General features: G+C 65.8%; 16 protein-coding genes. 1 reads left to right on the plus strand and 15 read right to left on the minus strand.

Annotated elements, in window-relative coordinates; genetic code table 11:
• The first annotated feature begins 25 nt into the window (after window positions 1–25).
• Entirely contained in the window at window positions 26–1,858 is a 1,833-nt protein-coding gene (locus tag ASC68_RS13605; RefSeq protein ID WP_055880097.1) for an aminopeptidase P family protein, read from the plus strand.
• Between the two features lie 164 nt (window positions 1,859–2,022).
• On the opposite strand, the gene ASC68_RS13610 is transcribed toward ASC68_RS13605, so the two are convergent.
• The 15 genes from ASC68_RS13610 to ASC68_RS13680 all read right to left on the minus strand — a co-directional run bounded on the left by ASC68_RS13610 (window position 2,023) and on the right by ASC68_RS13680 (window position 20,409).
• Window positions 2,023–2,514, minus strand: coding sequence for a DUF3828 domain-containing protein (locus ASC68_RS13610; protein WP_055880098.1), 492 nt, complete (start codon window positions 2,512–2,514; stop codon window positions 2,023–2,025).
• 180 nt (window positions 2,515–2,694) lie between these two features.
• A complete protein-coding gene (locus ASC68_RS13615; RefSeq protein WP_055880101.1) occupies window positions 2,695–3,147 on the minus strand; it encodes a DUF3828 domain-containing protein in 453 nt (150 codons plus the stop codon).
• A 10-nt stretch (window positions 3,148–3,157) separates the two neighbouring features.
• Window positions 3,158–4,435, minus strand: a complete 1,278-nt coding sequence (locus ASC68_RS13620; RefSeq protein ID WP_055880104.1) for a hypothetical protein — start codon at window positions 4,433–4,435, stop codon at window positions 3,158–3,160.
• A gap of 85 nt (window positions 4,436–4,520) precedes the next feature.
• On the minus strand, window positions 4,521–6,737 hold the full coding sequence (ligA, locus tag ASC68_RS13625) for an NAD-dependent DNA ligase LigA (protein ID WP_055880106.1): 2,217 nt from the start codon (window positions 6,735–6,737) through the stop codon (window positions 4,521–4,523).
• The gene (gene recN, locus ASC68_RS13630; protein WP_055880111.1) at window positions 6,734–8,404 is read right to left on the minus strand and encodes a DNA repair protein RecN; all 1,671 of its coding nucleotides are present in this window, start codon (window positions 8,402–8,404) and stop codon (window positions 6,734–6,736) included. Before recN ends, ligA begins: the two co-directional genes overlap by 4 nt.
• A 106-nt stretch (window positions 8,405–8,510) precedes the next feature.
• Window positions 8,511–9,350, minus strand: a complete 840-nt coding sequence (locus ASC68_RS13635) for an outer membrane protein assembly factor BamD (protein WP_197421218.1) — start codon at window positions 9,348–9,350, stop codon at window positions 8,511–8,513.
• A gap of 82 nt (window positions 9,351–9,432) precedes the next feature.
• Window positions 9,433–10,389 (minus strand): UDP-3-O-acyl-N-acetylglucosamine deacetylase, encoded by a 957-nt coding sequence (gene lpxC, locus ASC68_RS13640; RefSeq protein ID WP_055880114.1) that lies wholly within the window; start codon window positions 10,387–10,389, stop codon window positions 9,433–9,435.
• Window positions 10,390–10,496: 107 nt separating this feature from the next.
• Entirely contained in the window at window positions 10,497–12,143 is a 1,647-nt protein-coding gene (gene ftsZ / locus ASC68_RS13645) for a cell division protein FtsZ (RefSeq protein WP_055881230.1), read from the minus strand.
• A 186-nt stretch (window positions 12,144–12,329) separates the two neighbouring features.
• On the minus strand, window positions 12,330–13,643 hold the full coding sequence (gene ftsA / locus ASC68_RS13650; protein ID WP_055880115.1) for a cell division protein FtsA: 1,314 nt from the start codon (window positions 13,641–13,643) through the stop codon (window positions 12,330–12,332).
• Window positions 13,644–13,647: 4 nt separating this feature from the next.
• Window positions 13,648–14,550, minus strand: a complete 903-nt coding sequence (locus ASC68_RS13655; protein ID WP_055880119.1) for an FtsQ-type POTRA domain-containing protein — start codon at window positions 14,548–14,550, stop codon at window positions 13,648–13,650.
• An 80-nt stretch (window positions 14,551–14,630) separates the two neighbouring features.
• Window positions 14,631–15,551, minus strand: coding sequence for a D-alanine--D-alanine ligase (locus tag ASC68_RS13660; protein ID WP_055880122.1), 921 nt, complete (start codon window positions 15,549–15,551; stop codon window positions 14,631–14,633).
• A gap of 187 nt (window positions 15,552–15,738) precedes the next feature.
• Complete coding sequence (murB, locus tag ASC68_RS13665) at window positions 15,739–16,731, minus strand: UDP-N-acetylmuramate dehydrogenase (protein WP_055880124.1); 993 nt, start codon at window positions 16,729–16,731, stop codon at window positions 15,739–15,741.
• Window positions 16,728–18,152 carry a UDP-N-acetylmuramate--L-alanine ligase gene (gene murC / locus ASC68_RS13670; protein WP_055880127.1) on the minus strand — a complete coding sequence of 475 codons (1,425 nt, stop codon included), beginning with the start codon at window positions 18,150–18,152 and terminating at the stop codon, window positions 16,728–16,730. Before murC ends, murB begins: the two co-directional genes overlap by 4 nt.
• A complete protein-coding gene (gene murG, locus ASC68_RS13675) occupies window positions 18,149–19,252 on the minus strand; it encodes an undecaprenyldiphospho-muramoylpentapeptide beta-N-acetylglucosaminyltransferase (protein ID WP_055880129.1) in 1,104 nt (367 codons plus the stop codon). Before murG ends, murC begins: the two co-directional genes overlap by 4 nt.
• Entirely contained in the window at window positions 19,249–20,409 is a 1,161-nt protein-coding gene (locus ASC68_RS13680; protein ID WP_055880132.1) for a putative peptidoglycan glycosyltransferase FtsW, read from the minus strand. The genes murG and ASC68_RS13680 overlap by 4 nt, the downstream gene beginning before the upstream one ends.
• Window positions 20,410–20,480: the final 71 nt, after the last annotated feature.

Raw genomic sequence — 20,480 nt, forward strand, 5'->3', positions numbered from 1 at the left:
CCATTCCATTTTCCGGCAAATCATCATGACCGACAGCGACTTCGCCCCGACCGTCTACCAGAGCTTCGATATCCGCACCGATCCCAAGACCGTGGCGCCGCGCCTCAAGGCGCTGCGCGCGGCAATGCGGGAGGCCGGGGTCGATGCGTTCCTGGTGCCGCGTACCGACGCGCATCGCGGCGAGATGGTGCCCGACAGCGAGGCGCGCCTCGCCTATGTCACGAGCTTCACCGGCTCGGCCGGCCTCGCCATTGTCGGCACCAAGAAAGCCGCGCTGTTCGTCGATGGCCGCTACACCCTGCAGGCGCCGGCCGAAACCGATACCAAGCTGATCACCGTGCTGGAGGCCAGTCAGGGCGGGCTGTCGCCAAAACTCGCTGATTTCGTGCCCAAGGGCGGCAAGCTTGGGTTCGACCCCTGGCTGCATACGCCCAGCGAACTCGCCGACCTCGAAAAGAAGCTGGCCGGCAAGGCGACGCTGGTGCCGGTCGCCAACCTCGTCGACCAGACCTGGACCGATCGCCCCGCCCCGCCCAATGCCGCCATCGAGTTCCTCGGCCATAACCGCGCCGGCAAGACCGCGCCCGACAAGCTCGCCGAGATTCGCGCCACCATGGGCGAGGACAATGCCGACGCCCTGGTGCTGACGGTGCCGGAATCGATCAACTGGCTGTTCAACCTGCGTGGTCGCGACGTGCCGCATGTCCCGGTGGTGCTGTGCTTCGCGCTGGTGCCGAAATCCGGCATGCCGACGCTGTTCTTCAACAAGGAGAAGATCACCCCCGAGCTGCGCCACGGCCTCGAGGGCCTGGCCAAGGTCGCCGATGTCGCCACCATGGTCGCCGCGCTGCGCAAGCTCGGCGCCGGCGACAAGCGGGTGATGCTCGACCCGGCGACCGTACCGGTCGCAGTGGCCAACGCAATCAGCGGGGTCAGCGAGGCCAAGTTGATCGAGCGGCGCGACCCGGTGCTGCTGCCCAAGGCGCGAAAGAACGAGGCCGAGCTCGCCGGTATGCGCGAAGCGCACAAGATCGACGGCGTGGCGATGGCCCGCTTCCTCCACTGGTTCGATGAGGAAGCGCCCAAGGGCAAGCTCGACGAAATCGGCATCGCCACCGCGCTCGAGAGTTTCCGGCGCGAGGAATCGGGGCTGGTCGATGTCAGCTTCGACACCATCTCCGGCGCCGGCCCGAACGGCGCGGTGATCCACTACCGCGTCGACGAAAAGACCAACCGGCAGCTGAAGCCCGGCGAACTGATGCTGGTCGATTCCGGCGCGCAGTACCTGTCGGGCACCACCGACATCACCCGCACCATGTTCACCGGCAAGGCCACCGCCGAGCAGAAGGACCGCTTCACCCGCGTGCTGCGCGGCATGATGGCGATCTCGATGACCCGCTTTCCCAAGGGCACCACGGGCGCCCAGCTCGATGTGCTGGCGCGGCAGTTCCTGTGGGAGGACGGGGTCAACTACAACCACGGCACCGGCCATGGCGTCGGCGCCTTCCTCTCGGTGCATGAAGGGCCGATCGGCATTTCGTCCCGCTACTCAGTGCCGTTCGAGCCGGGAATGATCACCTCCAACGAGCCGGGCTACTACAAGGCCGGCGCCTATGGCATCCGCATCGAGAACCTGCTCGTCGTGCAGGAGAGCAGCGTTGGCGGCGAGGGCAAGTTCCTCGAGTTCGAAACCCTGACGCTCGCCCCGATCGACCTGCGGCTGATCGACGAAAAGCAGCTCAGCGGCCCCGAGAAGGCCTGGCTCAACGCCTATCACAAGCGCGTCTTCAAGGAGATCGGCCCGCAGCTGAAGGGCGAGGCCAAGGCTTGGCTGAAGGAAGCGACACGGGAGATCTGATCCTCGACGCGGTGGCTGTGGCCCCCCACCCTTGATCCCTCCCCGCAAGGGGGAGGGAGACGATGGAACCGCGATGCTGGTGTGAGGGTCTCCCTCCCCCTTGCGGGGAGGGGACAGGGGTGGGGGTCAGCCCGCCCCGGCCCAGGTTTTTGGGCAACCTAGCCTCAGTTCACCCCGAACGGATCATATTGCAGCAGCCAGGACAGCAGCCAGTTCTGGCTGCCGGCGAGGGACGCGACGTCGTCGACCTTCCAGCCATCGGCCTCACGCACCATGGCGACGCTGATCAGGCTCAGGTGGTCGAAATTGTGGAAGCTGACGGTGGCGACGGCCCGGTCGCCGTTCAGCACCGGCTCGCCGATCACCACATCGAGCAGCAGCGAGTTCTGTCCCTCGATGAATGGGTCGAACGCCAGCATGTCGGGCGCATCCGGATCGACGGCGGCGCCCTTCTGGTCGACGCTCTGCCGCTCGAGGTTGGCCGCATAAAGATCCTTGAGCCGCGCCGAGTAGAACTGCTCGAGCCCGCCCTCATGCTTCTCGCCGGCGCCGTAAGGCTGGTAGATCGCCTCGACCAGCGCCTTGGGATTGTCATAGGCGCTCGCCGCGCCGGTAAAGCCGATGATCAGCAGAAGACTTGCTATGATGCGACGCATAACCGCCCCGTCGTGCCCGGTTTCGATTACACCCGGCCGGAGCGAGATCAGGAAAAGTTGCAGACTTTTCCGGTTCGATCCCGTGACCAACAAAGGCCCGGTGGTGGAGTGCGTTTCGACGAAACGCAATCCGCCACTAGCAAGGCGTTTGGGCGCATTGAGGGCTGCGCCGTGCCGCAATCAAGGCAGCGGCGACTGCAGGATATCGAGCAGGTCGTAGCTGTAGTCGGCGCTGCCGCCCCACACGTCGTCGATCTTCCACCCATCCTCATTGACCAGCAGGAAACCCAGCTCCTGCGGCGTGTCGAAGTTGCGGAAGGTGACCTTTACCACGGCCTTGCCACCGGCCAGGTAGGGCTCGCCGATGGCGAGGTCGCTGATCTGGTAATCCTGCCCGTTGATGTAGGGAGCGAAATCGATGCGGCCGATCTCGCCATTCGCTTCCTGCTGGTCCTTTTCGAACAGCCCATTTAGCCGCTCGCTCTGCAGCCCCGTCTCGTCGGGAGGATAGTCATTGGGCGGCATGTAGCCGGCATAGAGCGCTTCGAGCAGCGCCTTGGGATCGGCGAATGATTGCGCGAAGGCCGGCTGCCCCAGCAGCAACAGCGCAGCGGCGGCGATCAACAGGCGCATGGCCACCCCCTCAGTTGAACCAGAACGCATAGCCGATCAGCGCATCGCCGAACACCGCATTGGCCTCGGCGAACGACTCGGCGCTGGCGATCGGGCCGTCCTTGAGGAACGGCAGCGCGTCATAGCCGGTGATCAGCATCACCAGGTCGGTCTTCTTGGCCGTCTCGAAATAGGCCTTGAGATCGAAGCCTTTCTGGAAGCGCCAGTGCGGCAGCAGCAGCTTGCCGTCGAGGATCAGGTCGGCGGTGTCGAGCGTCGCCATCCAGGCCTTCACCTGCGCGTCGGTGATCTTGGCTTCGGGCGTGATGCCGGTCTGTTTCGGGCTCGGCAGCAGCTCGCGATTGTCGTCGGTCTCGGCGAGGATCGCCTCCCAGTTGCGACGGGAAAGCCCGGTAATCGCCTTGAAGCGCGCCAGCACACGCTTCAGCCGGTCGGCATCGGCGACCGGCCAGTTGAGATGGTGGATCGCCGCCAGCGCATCGGCGATAGCATTGTCCGATTCCGGATCGAGCATCAGCGTGCCGGTGGAACGGGTGTACTCCTGCATCGGCAGGCCGGCGCGCGGGAACAGCCGGTGGAAGGTGGTGTCGAACAGCGCCCGGAAATCGTGGGCGAGGAGGAAATCCGCCTGCGCCGCGAGCACCTGCGAATAACCGGCAAGCCAGATCGCATCGGCCCGATCGAAGCCGATGGTGGAATCGGGTGGTGTCGGCGGTGTCGGCGCCGGCGCGCCGGGGTCGGTCGGGCCGGGCACGGTTGCCGCGCCGAACATGGCGTTGAGCACGTTGCCGATGGTCTCGGTTTCGCTGCCCTTGCCGTCGCCGTCGAGATCGATCCGCACTTTCAGCACTTCGACCGGGACAACGTAGTCGCCGGTCTCGCCCGCTGTCAGCAGTGCATCGCGCGCCGCGTCCATGTCGTCGACCAGCAGTTGCAGGATGGCGCGGAACTTGTCGTAGTCCAGTGGCTCGGGGTTGGGGTTGACCGGCACCGGCATGGCCAGCGGCGCGCCCATGATCGGGCCGGCATCGGGCGAAGCGAAGCCGTGCCGATAGAGCCCCTGGGCAAAGTGCTCGACGCCCTGGATGAAGCTCAGCAGCCCGACGCCGAAGCGGCCCTCAAGGTCCTGCCGTTCGTAGAACGGCTTCAGCTCGGTGAGCCCCTGCCCGATCGTCCCCTCATAAAGGTGCTTGCGCGCCAGATCCCCGGCCTCATCGGCGAGCACCGGACCGGACAGCGCCGGGAACGACAGCGCCGCGCACAACACGACAGTCGCCAGTTTCAGCATCCCGGTACTCCCCTAGAGCGTTTTCAGGAAAGGTTGCAGACCTTTCCGGTTCGAAAGCGCGACAAAACAAAAGACTCGTAGGCGGCTATTTGGCAGCCAACTCAAGCCATTGATCTTCGTCGAGAATAAGGATGCCGAGCGCCTGCGCATCCTTGAGCTTGGAACCGGCGCCCGGACCGGCAACGAGGATATCGGTGTTCTTGGACACCGAGCCCGCCACCTTGGCGCCGAGCCGCTCCGCCATCGCCTTGGCTTCACCGCGCGTCAGCTTCTCGAGGCTGCCGGTGAACACGACAGTCTTGCCCGCCACTTCGCTGGTGGCGGAGACAGTGACCACATAGGGCTTGGGTCTCACCTGCCGCAGCAGCGCCTCCAGCACGTCGTCGTTGCGCTCGTTGCCGAAGAAATCGATCAGTGCCTCGATGACGGTGTCGCCGATGCCATCGACCGACGGAAATACCGAATGCGGGTCGTCTGCATGCGCAGCCGTTTCCTTGCCGACGCGGATCAGTTCCTCGATGCTCGAGAAGGTCTTGGCCAGCACCGCTGCCGTGGTCTCGCCGATATGGCGGATGCCGAGCGCGAAGATGAACCGATCGAGCTCGGGCTCGCGCCTCGCGTCGATGGCGGCGAACAGCTTTTCGAGGCCTTCAAAGCTCCGGTCCTCGACACTGCGGGCATTCTTGCGCGTCTTGCCCGACGCTTCTTCGCGGAGTCGCGCCTGCTCGTCACGCCGCGCCGCAAACGCCTGCTGCACTTCCGGCCGGCGATCGCGCAAAGTGAAGATGTCTGCGGCGGTCTTGACGAGGCCCGAGTTGAAGAACAGGTCGATATTCTCCGAGCCGAGCCCTTCGATATCCATGGCGCCACGCGACACGAAATGCCGGAGCCGCTCGACCGCCTGCGCCGCGCAGATCAGCTCGCCGGTGCAGCGGCGGCGCGAATCTTCCTTGCCGGTCTTCTCGTTGAGCTCACGCGTCGCGGGCGAACCGCAGACCGGGCAAACATGCGGGAACACATAGGGCACGGCGTCCGCCGGGCGCTTTTCCAGCACTACCCGGACAATCTGCGGGATCACGTCGCCGGCCCGCTGGATCACCACCGTATCGCCGATGCGCACGTCGATCGGTTCGTCGCCGCGGATCGGCGCGCCGGTCGAGTCGATGCCGGCGATATAGTCCTCATTGTGCAGCGTGACGTTCTCCACCACCACGCCGCCGACGCCGACCGGGGCGAGGCGCGCCACCGGCGCCAGCGTGCCGGTGCGGCCGACCTGGATGTCGATGGCCCGGATGGTGGTGAAGGCCTGCTCGGCGGCGAACTTGTGGGCCACGGCCCAGCGCGGCTCGCCGCTCGAAAAGCCCCAGCGGCGCTGCAGCTCGAGGTTGTCGACCTTGTAGACGACGCCGTCGATGTCGTAGCCGAGCGAAGAGCGCAGTTCCTCGATCTTCTTGTACTGGGCGATCAGCTCTTCGATCGAGCTGGCGCGCACCATCAGCGGGCTGATGGCAAAGCCCCATTCGCCGAACTTCTGCACCGCCTCATATTGCGTCGCCGCCGGCTCCGCCGAGCTGGCGCCCCAGGCATAGGCAAAGAATTTCAGGTTGCGGCTGGCAGTGACCGATGGATCTTTCTGCCGGAGCGAACCGGCCGCGGTGTTGCGCGGGTTGACATATTCCTGCCCGCCGACCGCTGCCGAGCGCGCCTTCAGCGCCTCGAACTCGGCCATGGTCATATAGACCTCGCCACGGATCTCGATGGTCTGAGGCCAGCCCGAGCCCTTGAGCTTATGCGGGATGTCGGAGATGGTCCTCAAATTGGCGGTGATATCCTCACCCACTGTGCCGTCGCCGCGGGTGGCGCCCTGCACGAACACGCCGTTCTCGTAGCGCAGCGATGCCGATAGCCCGTCGATCTTGGGCTCGGCGGTGAACACCAGCTGCAAGTCCTTGTCGCGCTCGAAGAACCGCCGGCCACGTTCGATGAAATCGACCACGTCCTCATCGGTATAGGCCTTGGCGAGGCTGAGCATCGGCACAGCATGCCGGACCTTGGAGAAACCCTCGACCGGCGCGCCGGCGACCTTATCGCTGAGACTGTCGGCGCGCTTCAATTGCGGAAAGGCGATCTCGAACGCCTGGTAACGGCGCTTCAGCCCGTCATACTCGGCGTCGGTGATCTCGGGGGCATCGTTCTCGAAGTAGGCGCGGTCCGCTTCGCTCAGCACCTCGTGCAGCCGGTCGAGCTCCGCCTTGGCCTCCGCCTCGGAGAAGCTCTCGATCTCACGTTCCGCCTCGCTCACGATACCTCCGAAATCAACTTCCCGGCCGCGGCGCGCGCCTCGTCGGTGACTTTGGCGCCCGCCAGCATGCGCGCCACTTCTTCCTGCCGCGCCTTGCCGTCGAGGCGGCGCACATGGGTGCGTACGAACGCCCCCTCTTCGATCGCCTGCTTCTCGATCAGCAGGTGGCTCTGCGCCCGCGCCGCAACCTGCGGGGCGTGGGTGACGGTCAGCACCTGCACCTTGCCGGCGAGTCGCGCCAGCCGACGACCGATAGCGTCGGCGACCGCGCCGCCCACCCCGGTGTCGATTTCGTCGAAGATCAGCACCGGCGCCGAGCCGCGATCGGCCAGCACCACCTTGAGCGCCAGCAGGAACCGGCTGAGCTCGCCGCCCGAGGCGACCTTGAGGATCGGCCCCGGCTGGGTGCCCGGATTGGTCTGCACGTGGAAGGCGATCTGGTCGTGGCCGGAAGCGGCGACCCGGGCCGGATCGACCTGCCGGTCGACGATGAACCTCGCGGCGCCGAGCTTCAGGTCCGGCAACTCGGCTTCCACGGCCTTGGTGAGGGCGCCAGCGGCCGTTTCGCGCGCCGTGCTGAGCGCAGACGCGGCGGCGGAATAGGCGCCACGCGCGGCCTCTGCGGCGATCTCGAGCGCCTTCAGCGACTGCTCGCCGCTCTGCAGCATGTCGAGATCGTTCTGGTACTTGGCCAGCACCTCACTCAGCCCGTCACAGGTCGTGTGGTGCTTGCGGGCGGCGGCGCGCAGCGCGAACAGCCGCTCCTCGACCTTTTCAAGATCGGCGGGATCGAACGCCATGTCGCGCTTCAGCACCTCGAGCGCGTCGGAGGTGGCGTCGAGCGACACCAGAGCCGTATCGAGCGCCTCGACGATCGGCTGGAACACCGCCGCGCCGGCATCGGCCTTGCGCACCAGCCGCCGCATCAGCCCGGCCAGCACCGGACCGGGGGCGGTCGGACCGTTGAGGATTTCATCGGCGTCGCGGACTTCCTCGGCGGCCTTTTCCAGCGTCATCAGCCGCTGCCGGCGCTCGGCGAGGACTTCCTCCTCGCCCGCCTCGAGATGCATCTCGCCCAGTTCCGTAACGACGTGACGGGCATATTCCTCGCGCGCCATCGCCTCGGCAATCACCGCGCGCTGCCCGGCGACGGCGGCATCCGCCTCGACCAGGGCTTCGTAGGTGCTCCATACGGCGCTGACCATCGATTCGTGGCCGCCGAACGCATCGAGGGCCGAGCGGTGCGTCGCAACGTCGATCAGCGCCCGATCGTCATGCTGGCCATGGATTTCGACGATCAGCCGTCCGACGGCCTGCAGCAGCCCGGCGGAGACCGGCTGGTCGTTGATGAAGGCGCGGGTGCGGCCGTCGGCCAGCTGCACGCGACGCAGGATGATATCCTCGTCGTCGGCGATGGCGTTCTCGCGCAGCGCCTCGCGTGCCGGGTGGTTGCGCGGCAGCTGCAGCACCGCCACCACCTGCCCGCTCTCGGCCCCAGCTCTCACCAGCGAAGCATCGCCGCGGCCGCCAAGCGCCAGCGTCAGCGCATCGAGCAGGATGGATTTGCCCGCACCGGTCTCACCGGTAAGCGCGGTGAGGCCGTCTTCGAGCGTGAGATCGAGCTGGTCGATCAGTACGATGTTTCGAACCGAAAGCGCATTGAGCATTCGGGAGTGGCCCCTCGGTGGTCGACCGGCCTGATGGGGCCGAACAAACTCGCGCTTTGCAGCTTAGCTCAAAGGGGAACAAACAGGCAACAGGCTTGTTTTCGCCTTAGCTCTTCTTCAGCTGCGCGAGGCTGCTGCCGGCGTTCACCTGTGGCGAGATGCCCTGCTTGGCGAGCAGGTCGAATGCCTGCTTGTACCAGCTGCTCTGCGGATAGTTGTGGCCAAGCACGGCCGCCGCGGTCTGCGCCTCGGAGATCAGGCCGAGCGCCAGGTTCGCTTCGGTCAGGCGGAACAGCGCCTCTTCGATATGGGTCGAGGTCTGGAACTGCTCGGCCACCACGCGGAAGCGGTTGATCGCGGCCGGATAGTTGCCGTTGCCCAGGTAGTAGCGGCCGACCGACATCTCCTTGCCGGCAAGCTGGTCGACGCCGACCACCATCTTCTCCTGCGCGTCCTTGGCGTACTTGCTGTCAGGATAGTTGGCGATGATCATCGAGTAGGTCTCGATGGCGTTCTTCGAGATCTGCTGATCGCGGGTGATGTCCTTGATCTGGCCGAAATACGAGTTGCCCTTGAGGTAGAGCACGTAAGGCAGCTCCTTGGAGCCCGGGTAGAGCGCGACATAGCGGTCGGCTGCGAGAATCGCCTCCTCGAACTTGCCGATGCGATAGTTGCCGTAGACCTGCATCAGCTTGGCCTTCTCGTTGAACTCCGAGAACGGGTGCTGACGCTCGAGCTTCTCCAGCGTCTTGACGGCAGTGACGTAGCGCTGAGCATCCATTTCGGAGAGCGCCTGCTGGTACAGGGTCTCGGGCGGGACGATGGCCTCTTCCTTGATCTTGGGCTGGCCAAACAGGTTGCAGCCGGCGAGCAGCACCACGACAGCGCCCATCAGCACGAAACGTGCGAACCGGCTCGAAATACCTGCATGCTGAGAGATCGTCACGACCTGCCCCATCCCTTAACGCACTACCCTAAGACGGCAGGCGAACTACTGACAAAAGAAATCAAAACTGTGGCGCTGGCTGTCAGCCGACCGACCGCAGGTACGATTGTACATTGAGCCCTTCGGGCATGTCATCCAGCGCGTCGAACGCCGCCGGCAGCTGGTCCGCCGTGACGATCTCGTAGTTGGCTTCGCTGGCGAACAGCCCATGCAGCACGAGGGCATTGAGGGCGTGGCCACCCTTGTAGGAACGGAACCGACCGTAGATCGGCAGCCCGCACAGCGCCAGGTCGCCGATGGCGTCGAGCAGCTTGTGGCGGACGAACTCGTCCTCGTAGCGCAGGCCACCCGGATTGAGAATCCGATCCTCGTGCACGGTGATCGAATTTTCCATCGAGGAGCCGAGCGCATAGCCGGCCTGGCGGAGAATCTTGGCATCGCGCACGAACCCGAAGGTGCGGGCCCGCGACACGTCCTCGAAATACTTGCGCGGCGTCCAGTCGAAGATCATCCGCTGGCGGCCGATGACGCGGCTGTCGAAGTCGATCTCGAGGTCCAGCAGCCGGCCGTTATAGGGCTCAAGCGCGGCCGAGGCCTCGTTGTTGCGTACCAGCACCTGGCGCATGATCTTGATGTAGCGGCGCGGCGCCGGCTGCACCATCAGGCCGACCTGCTGGATGGCCTCGACGAACGGCCAGGCGCTGCCATCGAGGATCGGGCATTCGCCGCCGGTCAGCACCATGTGGGCATTGTCGACGCCCATACCGGAAAGCGCCGAAACCACATGCTCGACGGTCGCCACCGACACGCTGTCGCCAAGGTCGAGCGTGGTGCACAGCGTCGTCCGCGTCACGCGGGAAAAGTGCACCGGCACGGGCCCGTGACGGCGGCCGTCATCGAGCAGGCGCGTGATGGTATAACCGCTATCGGGCGCAGCAGGCTCGAGAGTGAGGGTAACAGGGGCGCCGGAATGAACACCGAAACCGCTGAATTCGAGCGCATCGGCCAAAGTCCGCTGCCGCGCCGAAAGTTTATGCATGCTCTAAGGACTCCAGCCCCGTCTGCGACCCGGTGCAGTCATAGACAATAAAATCCCGGCGCGGAAGCCGCGCCGGGGGCGTGTATTCGGGCTTTCCCCCGCGGCTATTAGCCGTGTTTGCGGAGGAAGGCAGGGATCTCGATGTGCTCTTTCTGAGCCGGCTGCGACTGTACGCGACCGTACTGGTCGGCATTGCCGCGGGCGCCTTCAGCACCACCGGAAACCCGCGAATTCCGGGCGCCTCCGGCCTCGATGGCGCTGCGGGCAGCGGCGTCGTCGGCGCTCGGCTCGACCGCCGGCTCAGCCCGCGCCGGCTCGTTCGACTTAAGGCTAATGCCGACATTGGAGGCCAGCCGCTTGAACAGCGCACGCGCATTGCGCGGCTCCGGTTCCTGCTTTTCTTGCGCCGCGAGTGACTGCCTTGCAACAGCCGGGAACTCCTCGGTGCGCGGCATCCGGCGCTGACCGTCGGGGCGCTCGGCACTGGAGGGCACATAGGCGCTGGGAATCGGTGCCTCGATGAGTCGCGGCGCTTCTTCGAGATGCGTGTGGCTGGCCTGCGGGATGTACGGCTCGACGGTGATGCCGTCGTCTTCCTGGTACTCCTGGTAAGCCGGCTCGGCGTAGGAGATCGCCTCGGCGACGGCCTGCTCCACCTGAGTCTCGAACTCGGGCTCCGGCTGAGCTTCGGCGATCGCAACACGCTCCGGCATGGCCTGGCGCATCACCGCGGCCTGCAGCGGCACGCGCGCCGGGTTGGCCTTCATCGGCTCGAGCGCCTGGACCATCGTCGCGTCGGTGCCGGTGGCGACGACCGAGACACGGATCGTGCCGGTCATATCCGGATCGAACGTGGCGCCGAGGATGATGTTGGCATCCGAGTCGACTTCCTCGCGGATGCGGCTTGCCGCCTCGTCGACTTCGTAAAGGGTGAGGTCCGGACCACCGGTGATCGAGATCAGGAGGCCACGCGCCCCCTGCATCGACACGTCGTCGAGCAGCGGGTTGGCGATCGCCGCCTCGGCGGCGTGCCGCGCCCGATCCTCGCCGGAAGCCTCGCCCGTCCCCATCATCGCCTTGCCCATGCCGCGCATCACGGCGCGCACGTCGGCGAAGTCGAGGTTGATCAGACCTTCCTTGACCATCAGGTCGGTGATGCAGGCGACGCCGGAGTAGAGCACCTGGTCCGCCATCTTGAAGGCGTCGGCGAAGGTGGTCTTCTCGTTGGCAACGCGGAAGAGATTCTGGTTCGGGATGACGATCAGCGTATCGACATGCCGGTGCAGCTCGTCGATGCCGTCTTCGGCCAGACGTGAACGACGGTTGCCTTCGAACTGGAACGGCTTGGTCACCACACCGACGGTCAGGATCCCCTGCTCGCGGGCTGCGCGAGCCACCACGGGAGCAGCGCCGGTGCCGGTGCCGCCACCCATGCCCGCGGTGATGAACACCATATGCGCGCCGCTCAGGTGATCGTTGATCTCGTCGTAGCTCTCTTCAGCGGCCGCCCTGCCCACTTCCGGGTGGGAGCCGGCGCCGAGACCCTCGGTGACCGAGACGCCTAGCTGGATGATCCGCTGCGCGCTCGAGAGCGCCAGGGCTTGTGCGTCGGTATTGGCGCAGACGAAGTCCACTCCGGAAAGGCCCGACGCGATCATGTTGTTGACCGCGTTGCCGCCAGCCCCGCCCACACCGAACACGGTGATGCGCGGCTTCAGTTCTTGAATGTCCGGGATGGTGAGGTTGATGGTCATGAATGGCCCCATGCGTGGCGTGTGAGACCAGTATTAGTCGCCAATTCGTTAACCAGACCCTAACAATGCCCTCAAAACCGTTAACGTGATGGCAATTTGCAAGCCAGGCTAAGCGTTTGGATACGTTACGTTAAGCATGAAGGTGAGGGGCGCCCGGCGGCGTCGCGGCCGGGAGCGCCCCGAGACTCAGAAGCTGGTGCGGAGCCAGTTGCCGACCCGGGCGAAATAGCCGTCGGTGCCGGTAAGCCGGGCGGCGCGATGCGGTTCGACGAACTCCTGGGCGCATACCTGCGGATAGATCAGCATCCCTGCAACCGTCGCGAATCCCGGGCCCTTGGCCATTTCGGGCAGGCCGGAAATCCCCATCGGGCGGCCATTGCGGACGTTACGGGCCAGCACCCGGCGCGCCACTTCCGGCAGGCCGGTGAGCTCGCTGGCGCCACCGGTCAGGACGAATCGGCGGCCGCAGATATCCATCATGCCGGTCGCCTGCATGCGATCCTTGATGGCGGTGAGCACTTCCTCGACACGCGGACGGATGATGCGGGTGATGTGCGAACGCGGAATCTGCCCCGGCGCCTCGTCGCGAGTCGCACCGACCGGGGTGATGGCGATCATGTCGCGCTCGTCGGTCTGGCCCGGCAGCACCGAGCCGTACATGGTCTTGAGTCGCTCCGCGTCGGCGATGCCGACCGAGAGCTGGCGCGCGATATCGAGCGTCAGGTGATGCCCGCCAATGGCGATGGCGTCGGCATAGACCAGCTGCCCCTCGGAGAACACCGAAACGGTGGTAGTGGCGCCACCGAAGTCGATACAGGCAACGCCCAGCGAGCTCTCGTCATCGACGAGGGTCGCAAGGCCCGAGGCATATGGGGTCGCCATCAGCGCTTCGATCTGCAGGTGGCAGCGGTGCAGCACCAGCTCGATATTGCGCATGGCGAGGGTTTCGGCCGAGACCACCGCGACATCGATCGACAGCTTCTCGCCGACCATGTTCTTGGGATCCTTGATGCCCTTCTGGCCATCGAGGGCATAGCCGATCGGCAGCGCGTGGACGATCGAGCGCTCGGGGCGGACGGAGCGCTCGTTGACCGCGCGCAGCACGCGCTGGATATCGGCGCGTTCCACTTCCTGGCCGCCAAGGTTGACGCCCGCCGAGAAGGTTTCGGAGCCGAGACGGCCGGCGGTGACGTTGACGATCACCGACTGCACGGTGACGCCGGCAGCGCGCTCGGCGATGCCGACCACGGTGCGCACCGCCTGCTCGGCCTTGTCGAGGTCGGTGATGACACCGCTCTTGATGCCCGACGACGGGCCATAGCCGAAGCCGATCACTTCGACATTGTGGGTCCGGCCCCTGAGCGACTTGCCCTCGGGGCGCGGCACCAATCGCGCGATGACGCAGCAGATCTTGGTCGAACCGATATCGAGCACCGTCACCAGCGAAGTGCGGCCGGGCTGTACGGGCTTGAGCCGCGCGGTCAGGGCATCGGTCATCATGGTCTTACTGAGTCCGAGTTACAGGCACGACGGGAGCCGCGGCCTGTGGCGCCGCAGCGGGAGCGGTCGCCGCCGGGGCGCTCGCGGGTTTCTTGGCGGGCTTCTTGCCCTTGCTGCCCTTCGCTTCGGCGATCTGCGCCGCAGCGATCTCACCGGGCTTGAGGGTGACAATGCCGGGAACGCGCAGGTCGATCACCGACACGTCGCGCTCGAGCAGCGCATAATCGGTCTGATACATTTCGAGCTGGTCGAGCGCCTGCGCTACGCCGCTCTCGGGCAGCTGCACGCGGAGGCCATTACGATAGATCAGATCCCAGCGCCGATCGCCGATCCGGCTGAGCGCGGCGAGCTGGTCGTCGAGCCCTTCGTGACGGGCAAGCACCCGCACCATGGCGACGCCGTCATCGCCGGCCCCCTCCCCGATCAGCAGCGGCAGGTCGGTATAGGAGCTGATATCGGTGCCGATCTTCTTGCCGGTCTCGTCGATCAGCCAGGTGGTGTCGCCGATGCGCCAGCGCGCCACCGGCACCTTCTCGACGATCGAGACGATGACCCGGTTGGGATAGACCTTGCGGACGGTGGCGGATTTCACGGCGCGGAGCCATTCGAGTCGCGCCTGCGCCTTCTGCGCATCGAAGGTCAGCGTCGAATTGCCGGTGCCGACGGTCAACAGCGTGATGATGTCCTTGTCGTCGGTCAGCGTCTGCCCGGTGATCTCGATCGCATCGATGCCGAAGCCGGCCTGGGCGAACTCGCCCTGCACGAACCGGTAGGCGGTGAGACCGGCCGAGCCGATGACATCGCGCGCTTCATAGAGGCCGAACGCCACGAGCAGCGCGAGGACTGCCCCGACGATGCGGGTAATGACCTGCTTGTGCAGCACCCAGACATGGCTGGCCTTGACCAAGGCACGCCGGCCGGTGCGGGGCAGTGGAACAGGAAAATGACGGGGATCGACAGGCTGGGCGTTGGCGAAACTCTTAGCCCCTACCTGTTGCAACTCGCATCCTCCACCATCCAGGCAACCAGCTCCTCGAACGAGTGGCCGGCATGGCGGGCCTGTTCGGGAACCAGTGACGTTTCGGTCATGCCTGGTTGGGTGTTGATCTCGAGGCAGACGAGCTCGCCGTCCGGCCCTGCCTGGTCGTTGTAGCGGAAGTCACTCCGCGACACGCCCCGGCACCCAAGCGCAGCATGCGCCTTAAGCGCCATCTTCTGCACTTTGTCGTAAATTTTCGGTTGAATTTCAGCCGGAATGACGTGCCGCGAGCCGCCATGGGCGTACTTTGCCTCATAATTGTAGAAGCTGAGGTCGGTAACGATCTCGGTCACCCCCAGCGCCACGTCGCCCATCACCGCGCAGGTGAGCTCGCGGCCGGGAATGTAGCGCTCGACCATCACCTCTTCGCCCGAGTTCCAGTCCTCGCGCAGCAGCTCCTGCGGCGGGTGCGACTGGTCGGCCTTGACGATGAAGATGCCCAGACTCGAACCGTCAGCGATCGGCTTCACCACATAGGGTGGCGCCATGACGTGGGCGCGCGCGACTTCCGCCCGGCTGGCAATGGTGTGATCGGTGACCGGGATGCCGGCCGCCTTGAACATGATCTTGGCCTGGTGTTTATCCATCGCCAGCGCCGAAGCCAGCACGCCCGAATGCGTGTAGGGAATGCGCAGGAATTCCAGCACGCCCTGGATGGTGCCATCCTCGCCATAGCGGCCGTGCAGCGCGTTGAAGGCGACATCGGGTTTCAGCTCGCGCAGGACCTCGGCGATATCGTAGCCGACATCGACCTCGGTGACCTGGTAGCCGCCATTCCGCAGCGCCTGGGCGCACCCGGTGCCCGAGGCGATCGACACCGACCGCTCATTCGAAATGCCGCCCATCAGGACGGCGACGTGCTTGGTCATGGAGTGATCTCTCGGACGCCGGTGACTGTGGACCCCCACCCCTGTCCCCTCCCCGCAAGGGGGAGGGGGACGATGGAGCCGCATGCTCCGTAGGTGAGGCGATGATGATTGGTCGGGAGCATCTCCCTCCCCCTTGCGGGGAGGGGACAGGGGTGGGGGTCAGCGAGCACCGGCAGAACGGCGGTCACTAAACCGCTCCCGTGAACGGCGCCCCGTCCATGAACTCGCGCACTTCGCGCCCGGGCACGAAATGCCCCATGCGGCGGACTTCCCACTTCAGCTCGATGCCGTGCTTGTCGCGCACCTTCTGGCGGATCGACTCGCCGACGGTTTCGACCTCGAACGCATCCGCTTCACCCATGTTGATGAGGAAGTTGGAGTGCATCTCGCTCATCTGCGCTCGCCCGAAGGTGAAGCCGCGGCCACCGGCCTCGTCGATCACCTTCCAGCTCGAATGTCCCTCGGGGTTCTTGAAGGTCGAGCCGGCGGTCTTGGCACGGGTCGGCTGCGTGCTCTCGCGCCGCTCGGTGACGGTGCGCATCTCGGTGAGGATCTTCTCCGAGTCGCCGGCAAAGCCCTGGTAGGTGGCCGAGGTGAACACTGCGCCGCGCGGGCCGTTCGACTTGCGGTAGAGGTAGCCCATCTGCTCGTTGGTGAGTGTGATGATCTCGCCCTGCCGGGTCACGGCACGCAGCTCGACCATGCGGTTGCGCGTCTCGGTGCCATAGCAGCCGGCATTCATGTAGAGCGCCCCGCCGATGCCGCCGGGGATGCCGCGATAGAACCACAGCCCGTCAATGCCCGCCTCGGCCGAAGCGGTCGCGACCTTCACGTCCGGCACCGCGGCGCCGGCCCGCACCCGGTGGCCATCGAGGATATCGATGGCGCCAAAGCCCTTGGCCGGCAGCCGGATCACCACGCCATCGAGACCGCCATCGCGGATCAGGAGGTTCGAGCCGAGCCCGACCACGGTGACGCGGATCTCCGCCGGCAGGTGCTTGAGGAAGAACGCCAGGTCGGCTTCGTCGACCGGGCGGAAGAACAGCTGCGCCGGCCCCCCTACCCTGAGCGTCGTCATCTCGTCGAGCGGCTGGTTGGCGATCAGCTGGCCGCGGACCTCGGAGGTCCAGCTGCCGAGCGTCGGAAGCAGGTCAGGCCACTGGGGGACATGAACGTTCATGTGAGCTCAGGCTCCTTGCCGATCAGGGCGCCAAGTTCGGCGGGCAGCGAGGCCGCCCACTGCGTGATGTTGCCGGCGCCGAGCAGCACGACATAGTCGCCCTCGGCGGCGCGCGAAGCGATCAGCGGCGCCAGGGCTTCCGGCCGATCGATGACCCGCGCATCGCGGTGACCGCGGGCCCGGATGCGGGCGACCAGCTCTTCGTGCGTCACGCCGTCGATCGGCGTTTCGCCCGCCGCATAGATCGGTGCGACGATCACCGTGTCGGCATCGTTGAAGCAGGTGGCGAATTCGTTGAACAGGTCGTGGACGCGCGAGTAGCGGTGCGGCTGCACCACGGCGATGACGTCGCGCCGGGCCGATTGCCGGGCCGCCTTCAGTACCGCGCCGATCTCCACCGGGTGGTGGCCGTAATCGTCGATGATGGTGATGCCGCCGACCGTGCCGGTCTTGGTGAAGCGCCGCTTCACGCCGGAGAAGTTTTTGAGACCCTTGCGGATCGCCTCGGCCGGCACCTTCAACTGGTCGGCGACGGCGATCGCCGCCGTAGCGTTGAGCGCGTTGTGCTCGCCCGGCATCGGCAGCTCGAGCCCGTCGATCCTCAGATGCGTCATCCGGATGCGGTCGCGGATCTCGACTGAAAAATGCTGCACGCCGTCATGGTTTTCGAGATCGACCAGCCGGACGTCGGCCTGCGGGTTGCGGCCATAGGTGATGACGCGGCGATCGCGGATCTGCCCGACCAGCGCCTGCACTTCGGGGTGATCGAGGCACATCACGGCAAAGCCGTAGAACGGCACGTTCTCGACGAAGTTGATGAAGGCCTGCTTCACCTTGTCGAAGTCGCCGTAATAGTCGAGGTGCTCGGGATCGACATTGGTGACGATAGCCACGTCCGCCGGCAGCTTGACGAAGGTGCCATCAGACTCGTCGGCCTCGACCACCATCCACTCGCCGTCGCCGAGGCGGGCATTGGTGCCATAGGCATTGATGATGCCGCCATTGATGACGGTGGGGTCGTAATTCGCCGCATCGAGCAGCGTCGCCACCAGCGTCGTCGTAGTGGTCTTGCCGTGCGTACCGCCGATGGCGATGGCGTTCTTGAACCGCATGATCTCGGCCAGCATCTCGGCGCGGCGCACCACCGGCAGGCCACGCGCCCGGGCGGCGGCCAGTTCCGGGTTGCCCTTCTTGATCGCCGAGGAAATGACGACGACGGCCGCATCCTTGAGGTTGTCGGCGCTCTGGCCGATCTCCACCTCGATACCCATCTTGCGCAACCGCTGCACGTTGGGGTTCTCGGCGCTGTCCGAGCCGCGGACCTTATAGCCCTGGTTGTGCAGGATCTCGGCGATGCCGCTCATGCCGATGCCGCCGATGCCGACGAAGTGCACCGGTCCGATGTTGCGCGGCATCTTCATTGTGGTTTGTTCCCCTTGGCCGCGAGGCGTTCTGCCGCGTCGGCGAGCTTGGTGACGGCGTCGGGCTGGCCCAGCAATCTGGCCGCAGCTGCGGCCCGCTGCAGCACATCCCGGTCACCCAGAAGTGATGCCAAGCGAGTGCCAAGCGATAGTGGCGTAAGCGTGGCTTGCTCGGCGATCCAGCCGCCACCGGCAGCCTCCATCACCAGTGCGTTGTTCTTCTGGTCGGCATCGATGGCGCCGGGCAGCGGCACGAGGATGGCCGGCCGGCCGATGGCGGTAAGTTCGGCAATGGTCGAAGCGCCCGAGCGCGAGACGACGAGGTGCGAAGCGGCCATGCGCTCCGGCAGGTCGTCGAAGAACGAGGCGAGCTCGACATTGACCTTGGCTTGCCGGTAGGTCTCGGCGACGCGGTCGAGATCCTCGGCCCGGCATTGCTGCACCACGCGCAGCCGCGAGCGGATCTCGGGCGGCAGTTCGGCGATCGCCGGAGGCACCAGATCCGCAAACACCCGGGCGCCCTGGCTGCCGCCGAACACCAGGAGCCGGATCGAGCCACCGGCCTCGAGATCGGGATATGGCACCTTGGCGACGTTCCGCACCCGGTCGCGCACCGGGTTGCCGACCAGCACCGACTTGTCGGCAAAGGCCTCGGCCTTGAGAGTGCGCGCAAAGCTCAGCGCGATTAGCTTGGCCATCTTGGCCAGCGCCCGGTTGGCTCGCCCCATCACCGCGTTCTGTTCGTGCAGGATCCCCGGGATACCGCGGAGGCTCGCCGCGACGAACGGTGGGAACACCGGATAGCCACCAAAGCCGATCACCGCGTCAGGTTTCACCCGGCCGAGCGTGCCATGGGCGACGCCGATGCCGCCGAGGATCTTGAACCCCGCCGTCACGAACTTGATCGGGTTGCTGACCGAGGGCGTCGCCGAGGGCACGATATGCGTCGCGCTCGCCGGAAAGCCGTCGCCATAGGAGGCGACGCGGTGATCGGTCATCAACTGGATATCGTGACCGCGCCGGCGCAATTCCTGCGCCAACGCCATTGCCGGGAAGAGATGGCCTCCCGTACCGCCGGCCATTAGGACGAATCTGCTCATTCGGCGGGGGATAGCACTCCGCTGCGATAGACGGGAAGCCCGGTCGCGAGGCGCTCTTCCGGCTTCTTGCGGGTCAGGGCCAGCATCAGCCCCATGGCGAAGGCAATGGCGAGCATCGAGGTGCCGCCATAAGAGACGAACGGCAGGGTCATGCCCTTGGGCGGGATCAGGCTGAGATTGACCGCCAGGTTGATGGCGCATTGCAGCCCGAACTGGATCGCCAGGGTCGAGGCCGCGAGACGCGAGAACAGGCTCGACTGCTGCTGCGCCCCGATCAGCGCCTTGACCACGATGAAGCCGACCAGCGCCACGATGAACAGGCAGAACAGGATGCCGAACTCCCCTGCCGCGGCCGAGAACACGTAGTCGGCATGGGCGTCGGGGATCACCTTGTTGGCCAGCGACTCGCCCGGACCGCGCCCGAACCAGCCGCCTTCGAGCAGCGAGCTCAGCGCCTTGTCGACCTGGTAGGTGTTGCCGCCTTCCGGGTTGACGAAGCTGTCGATGCGCTTGGCAAAGTGCGGGAAGAACAGATAGGCGGCGAACAGCAGGCCAACGCCGGCCGCTCCCAGCCCGATGATCACGAACCACGAGATGCCGGAGAGGAACAGCAGCACGCCCCAGGTGGCGAGCACCAGCGCCGTCTGCCCGATATCGGGCTGCAGCAGCAGCCCGCCGACGATCATCAGCATGATGCCGGTGGCGATGATGCGCGCCGGCACACCCGGCCGCTTCATGCTCTCGGCAAACAGCCAGGCGCCGATGACGGCAAAGGCCGGCTTGACGAATTCGGACGGCTGCACCGTGTTGCCGGCGATGGAGATCCAGCGCTTTGCGCCTTTGACCTCGACGCCGAAGCGCAAGGTCAGCCACAGCATGACGATGGAAACCACCAGCACCGCCAGCGCCGCAATGCGCGCCGCCCGGTGCGGCAGCATCGACGCTGCAATCATCACCGGCACGGCAAGCGCCGCGAAGATCGCCTGGCGGATGATGAAGTGCCAGGGCCCGAGGCCCAGCCGCTCGGCCACCGGCGGGCTGGCCGCAAAGCTCAGCAGCACACCGACCAGCAGCAGCAGGATCAACGCCGCAAGCAGTGACTTGTCGATCGTCCACCACCACTCGGCGATGGGGGTCTTACGCTCGCGTGAAAACATGCTTTGACGCCGCCTGATCGGGACGGCCTCCCGTACGCACAACTAGATGCAAATTGTAGCGCCCGGTTGGT

This window comes from Devosia sp. Root105, assembly GCF_001424865.1.
Lineage (GTDB): Bacteria > Pseudomonadota > Alphaproteobacteria > Rhizobiales > Devosiaceae > Devosia_A.

Bases quoted from the DNA above. Each gene is read 5' to 3' on its own strand.
- ASC68_RS13605 (WP_055880097.1), top strand. From the start codon at position 26: ATGACCGACAGCGACTTCGCCCCGACCGTCTACCAGAGCTTCGATATC.
- ASC68_RS13610 (WP_055880098.1), bottom strand. From the start codon at position 2,514: ATGCGTCGCATCATAGCAAGTCTTCTGCTGATCATCGGCTTTACCGGC.
- ASC68_RS13615 (WP_055880101.1), bottom strand. From the start codon at position 3,147: ATGCGCCTGTTGATCGCCGCCGCTGCGCTGTTGCTGCTGGGGCAGCCG.
- ASC68_RS13620 (WP_055880104.1), bottom strand. From the start codon at position 4,435: ATGCTGAAACTGGCGACTGTCGTGTTGTGCGCGGCGCTGTCGTTCCCG.
- recN (WP_055880111.1), bottom strand. From the start codon at position 8,404: ATGCTCAATGCGCTTTCGGTTCGAAACATCGTACTGATCGACCAGCTC.
- lpxC (WP_055880114.1), bottom strand. From the start codon at position 10,389: ATGCATAAACTTTCGGCGCGGCAGCGGACTTTGGCCGATGCGCTCGAA.
- ftsZ (WP_055881230.1), bottom strand. From the start codon at position 12,143: ATGACCATCAACCTCACCATCCCGGACATTCAAGAACTGAAGCCGCGC.
- ftsA (WP_055880115.1), bottom strand. From the start codon at position 13,643: ATGATGACCGATGCCCTGACCGCGCGGCTCAAGCCCGTACAGCCCGGC.
- ASC68_RS13660 (WP_055880122.1), bottom strand. From the start codon at position 15,551: ATGACCAAGCACGTCGCCGTCCTGATGGGCGGCATTTCGAATGAGCGG.
- murB (WP_055880124.1), bottom strand. From the start codon at position 16,731: ATGAACGTTCATGTCCCCCAGTGGCCTGACCTGCTTCCGACGCTCGGC.
- murC (WP_055880127.1), bottom strand. From the start codon at position 18,152: ATGAAGATGCCGCGCAACATCGGACCGGTGCACTTCGTCGGCATCGGC.
- murG (WP_055880129.1), bottom strand. From the start codon at position 19,252: ATGAGCAGATTCGTCCTAATGGCCGGCGGTACGGGAGGCCATCTCTTC.
- ASC68_RS13680 (WP_055880132.1), bottom strand. From the start codon at position 20,409: ATGTTTTCACGCGAGCGTAAGACCCCCATCGCCGAGTGGTGGTGGACG.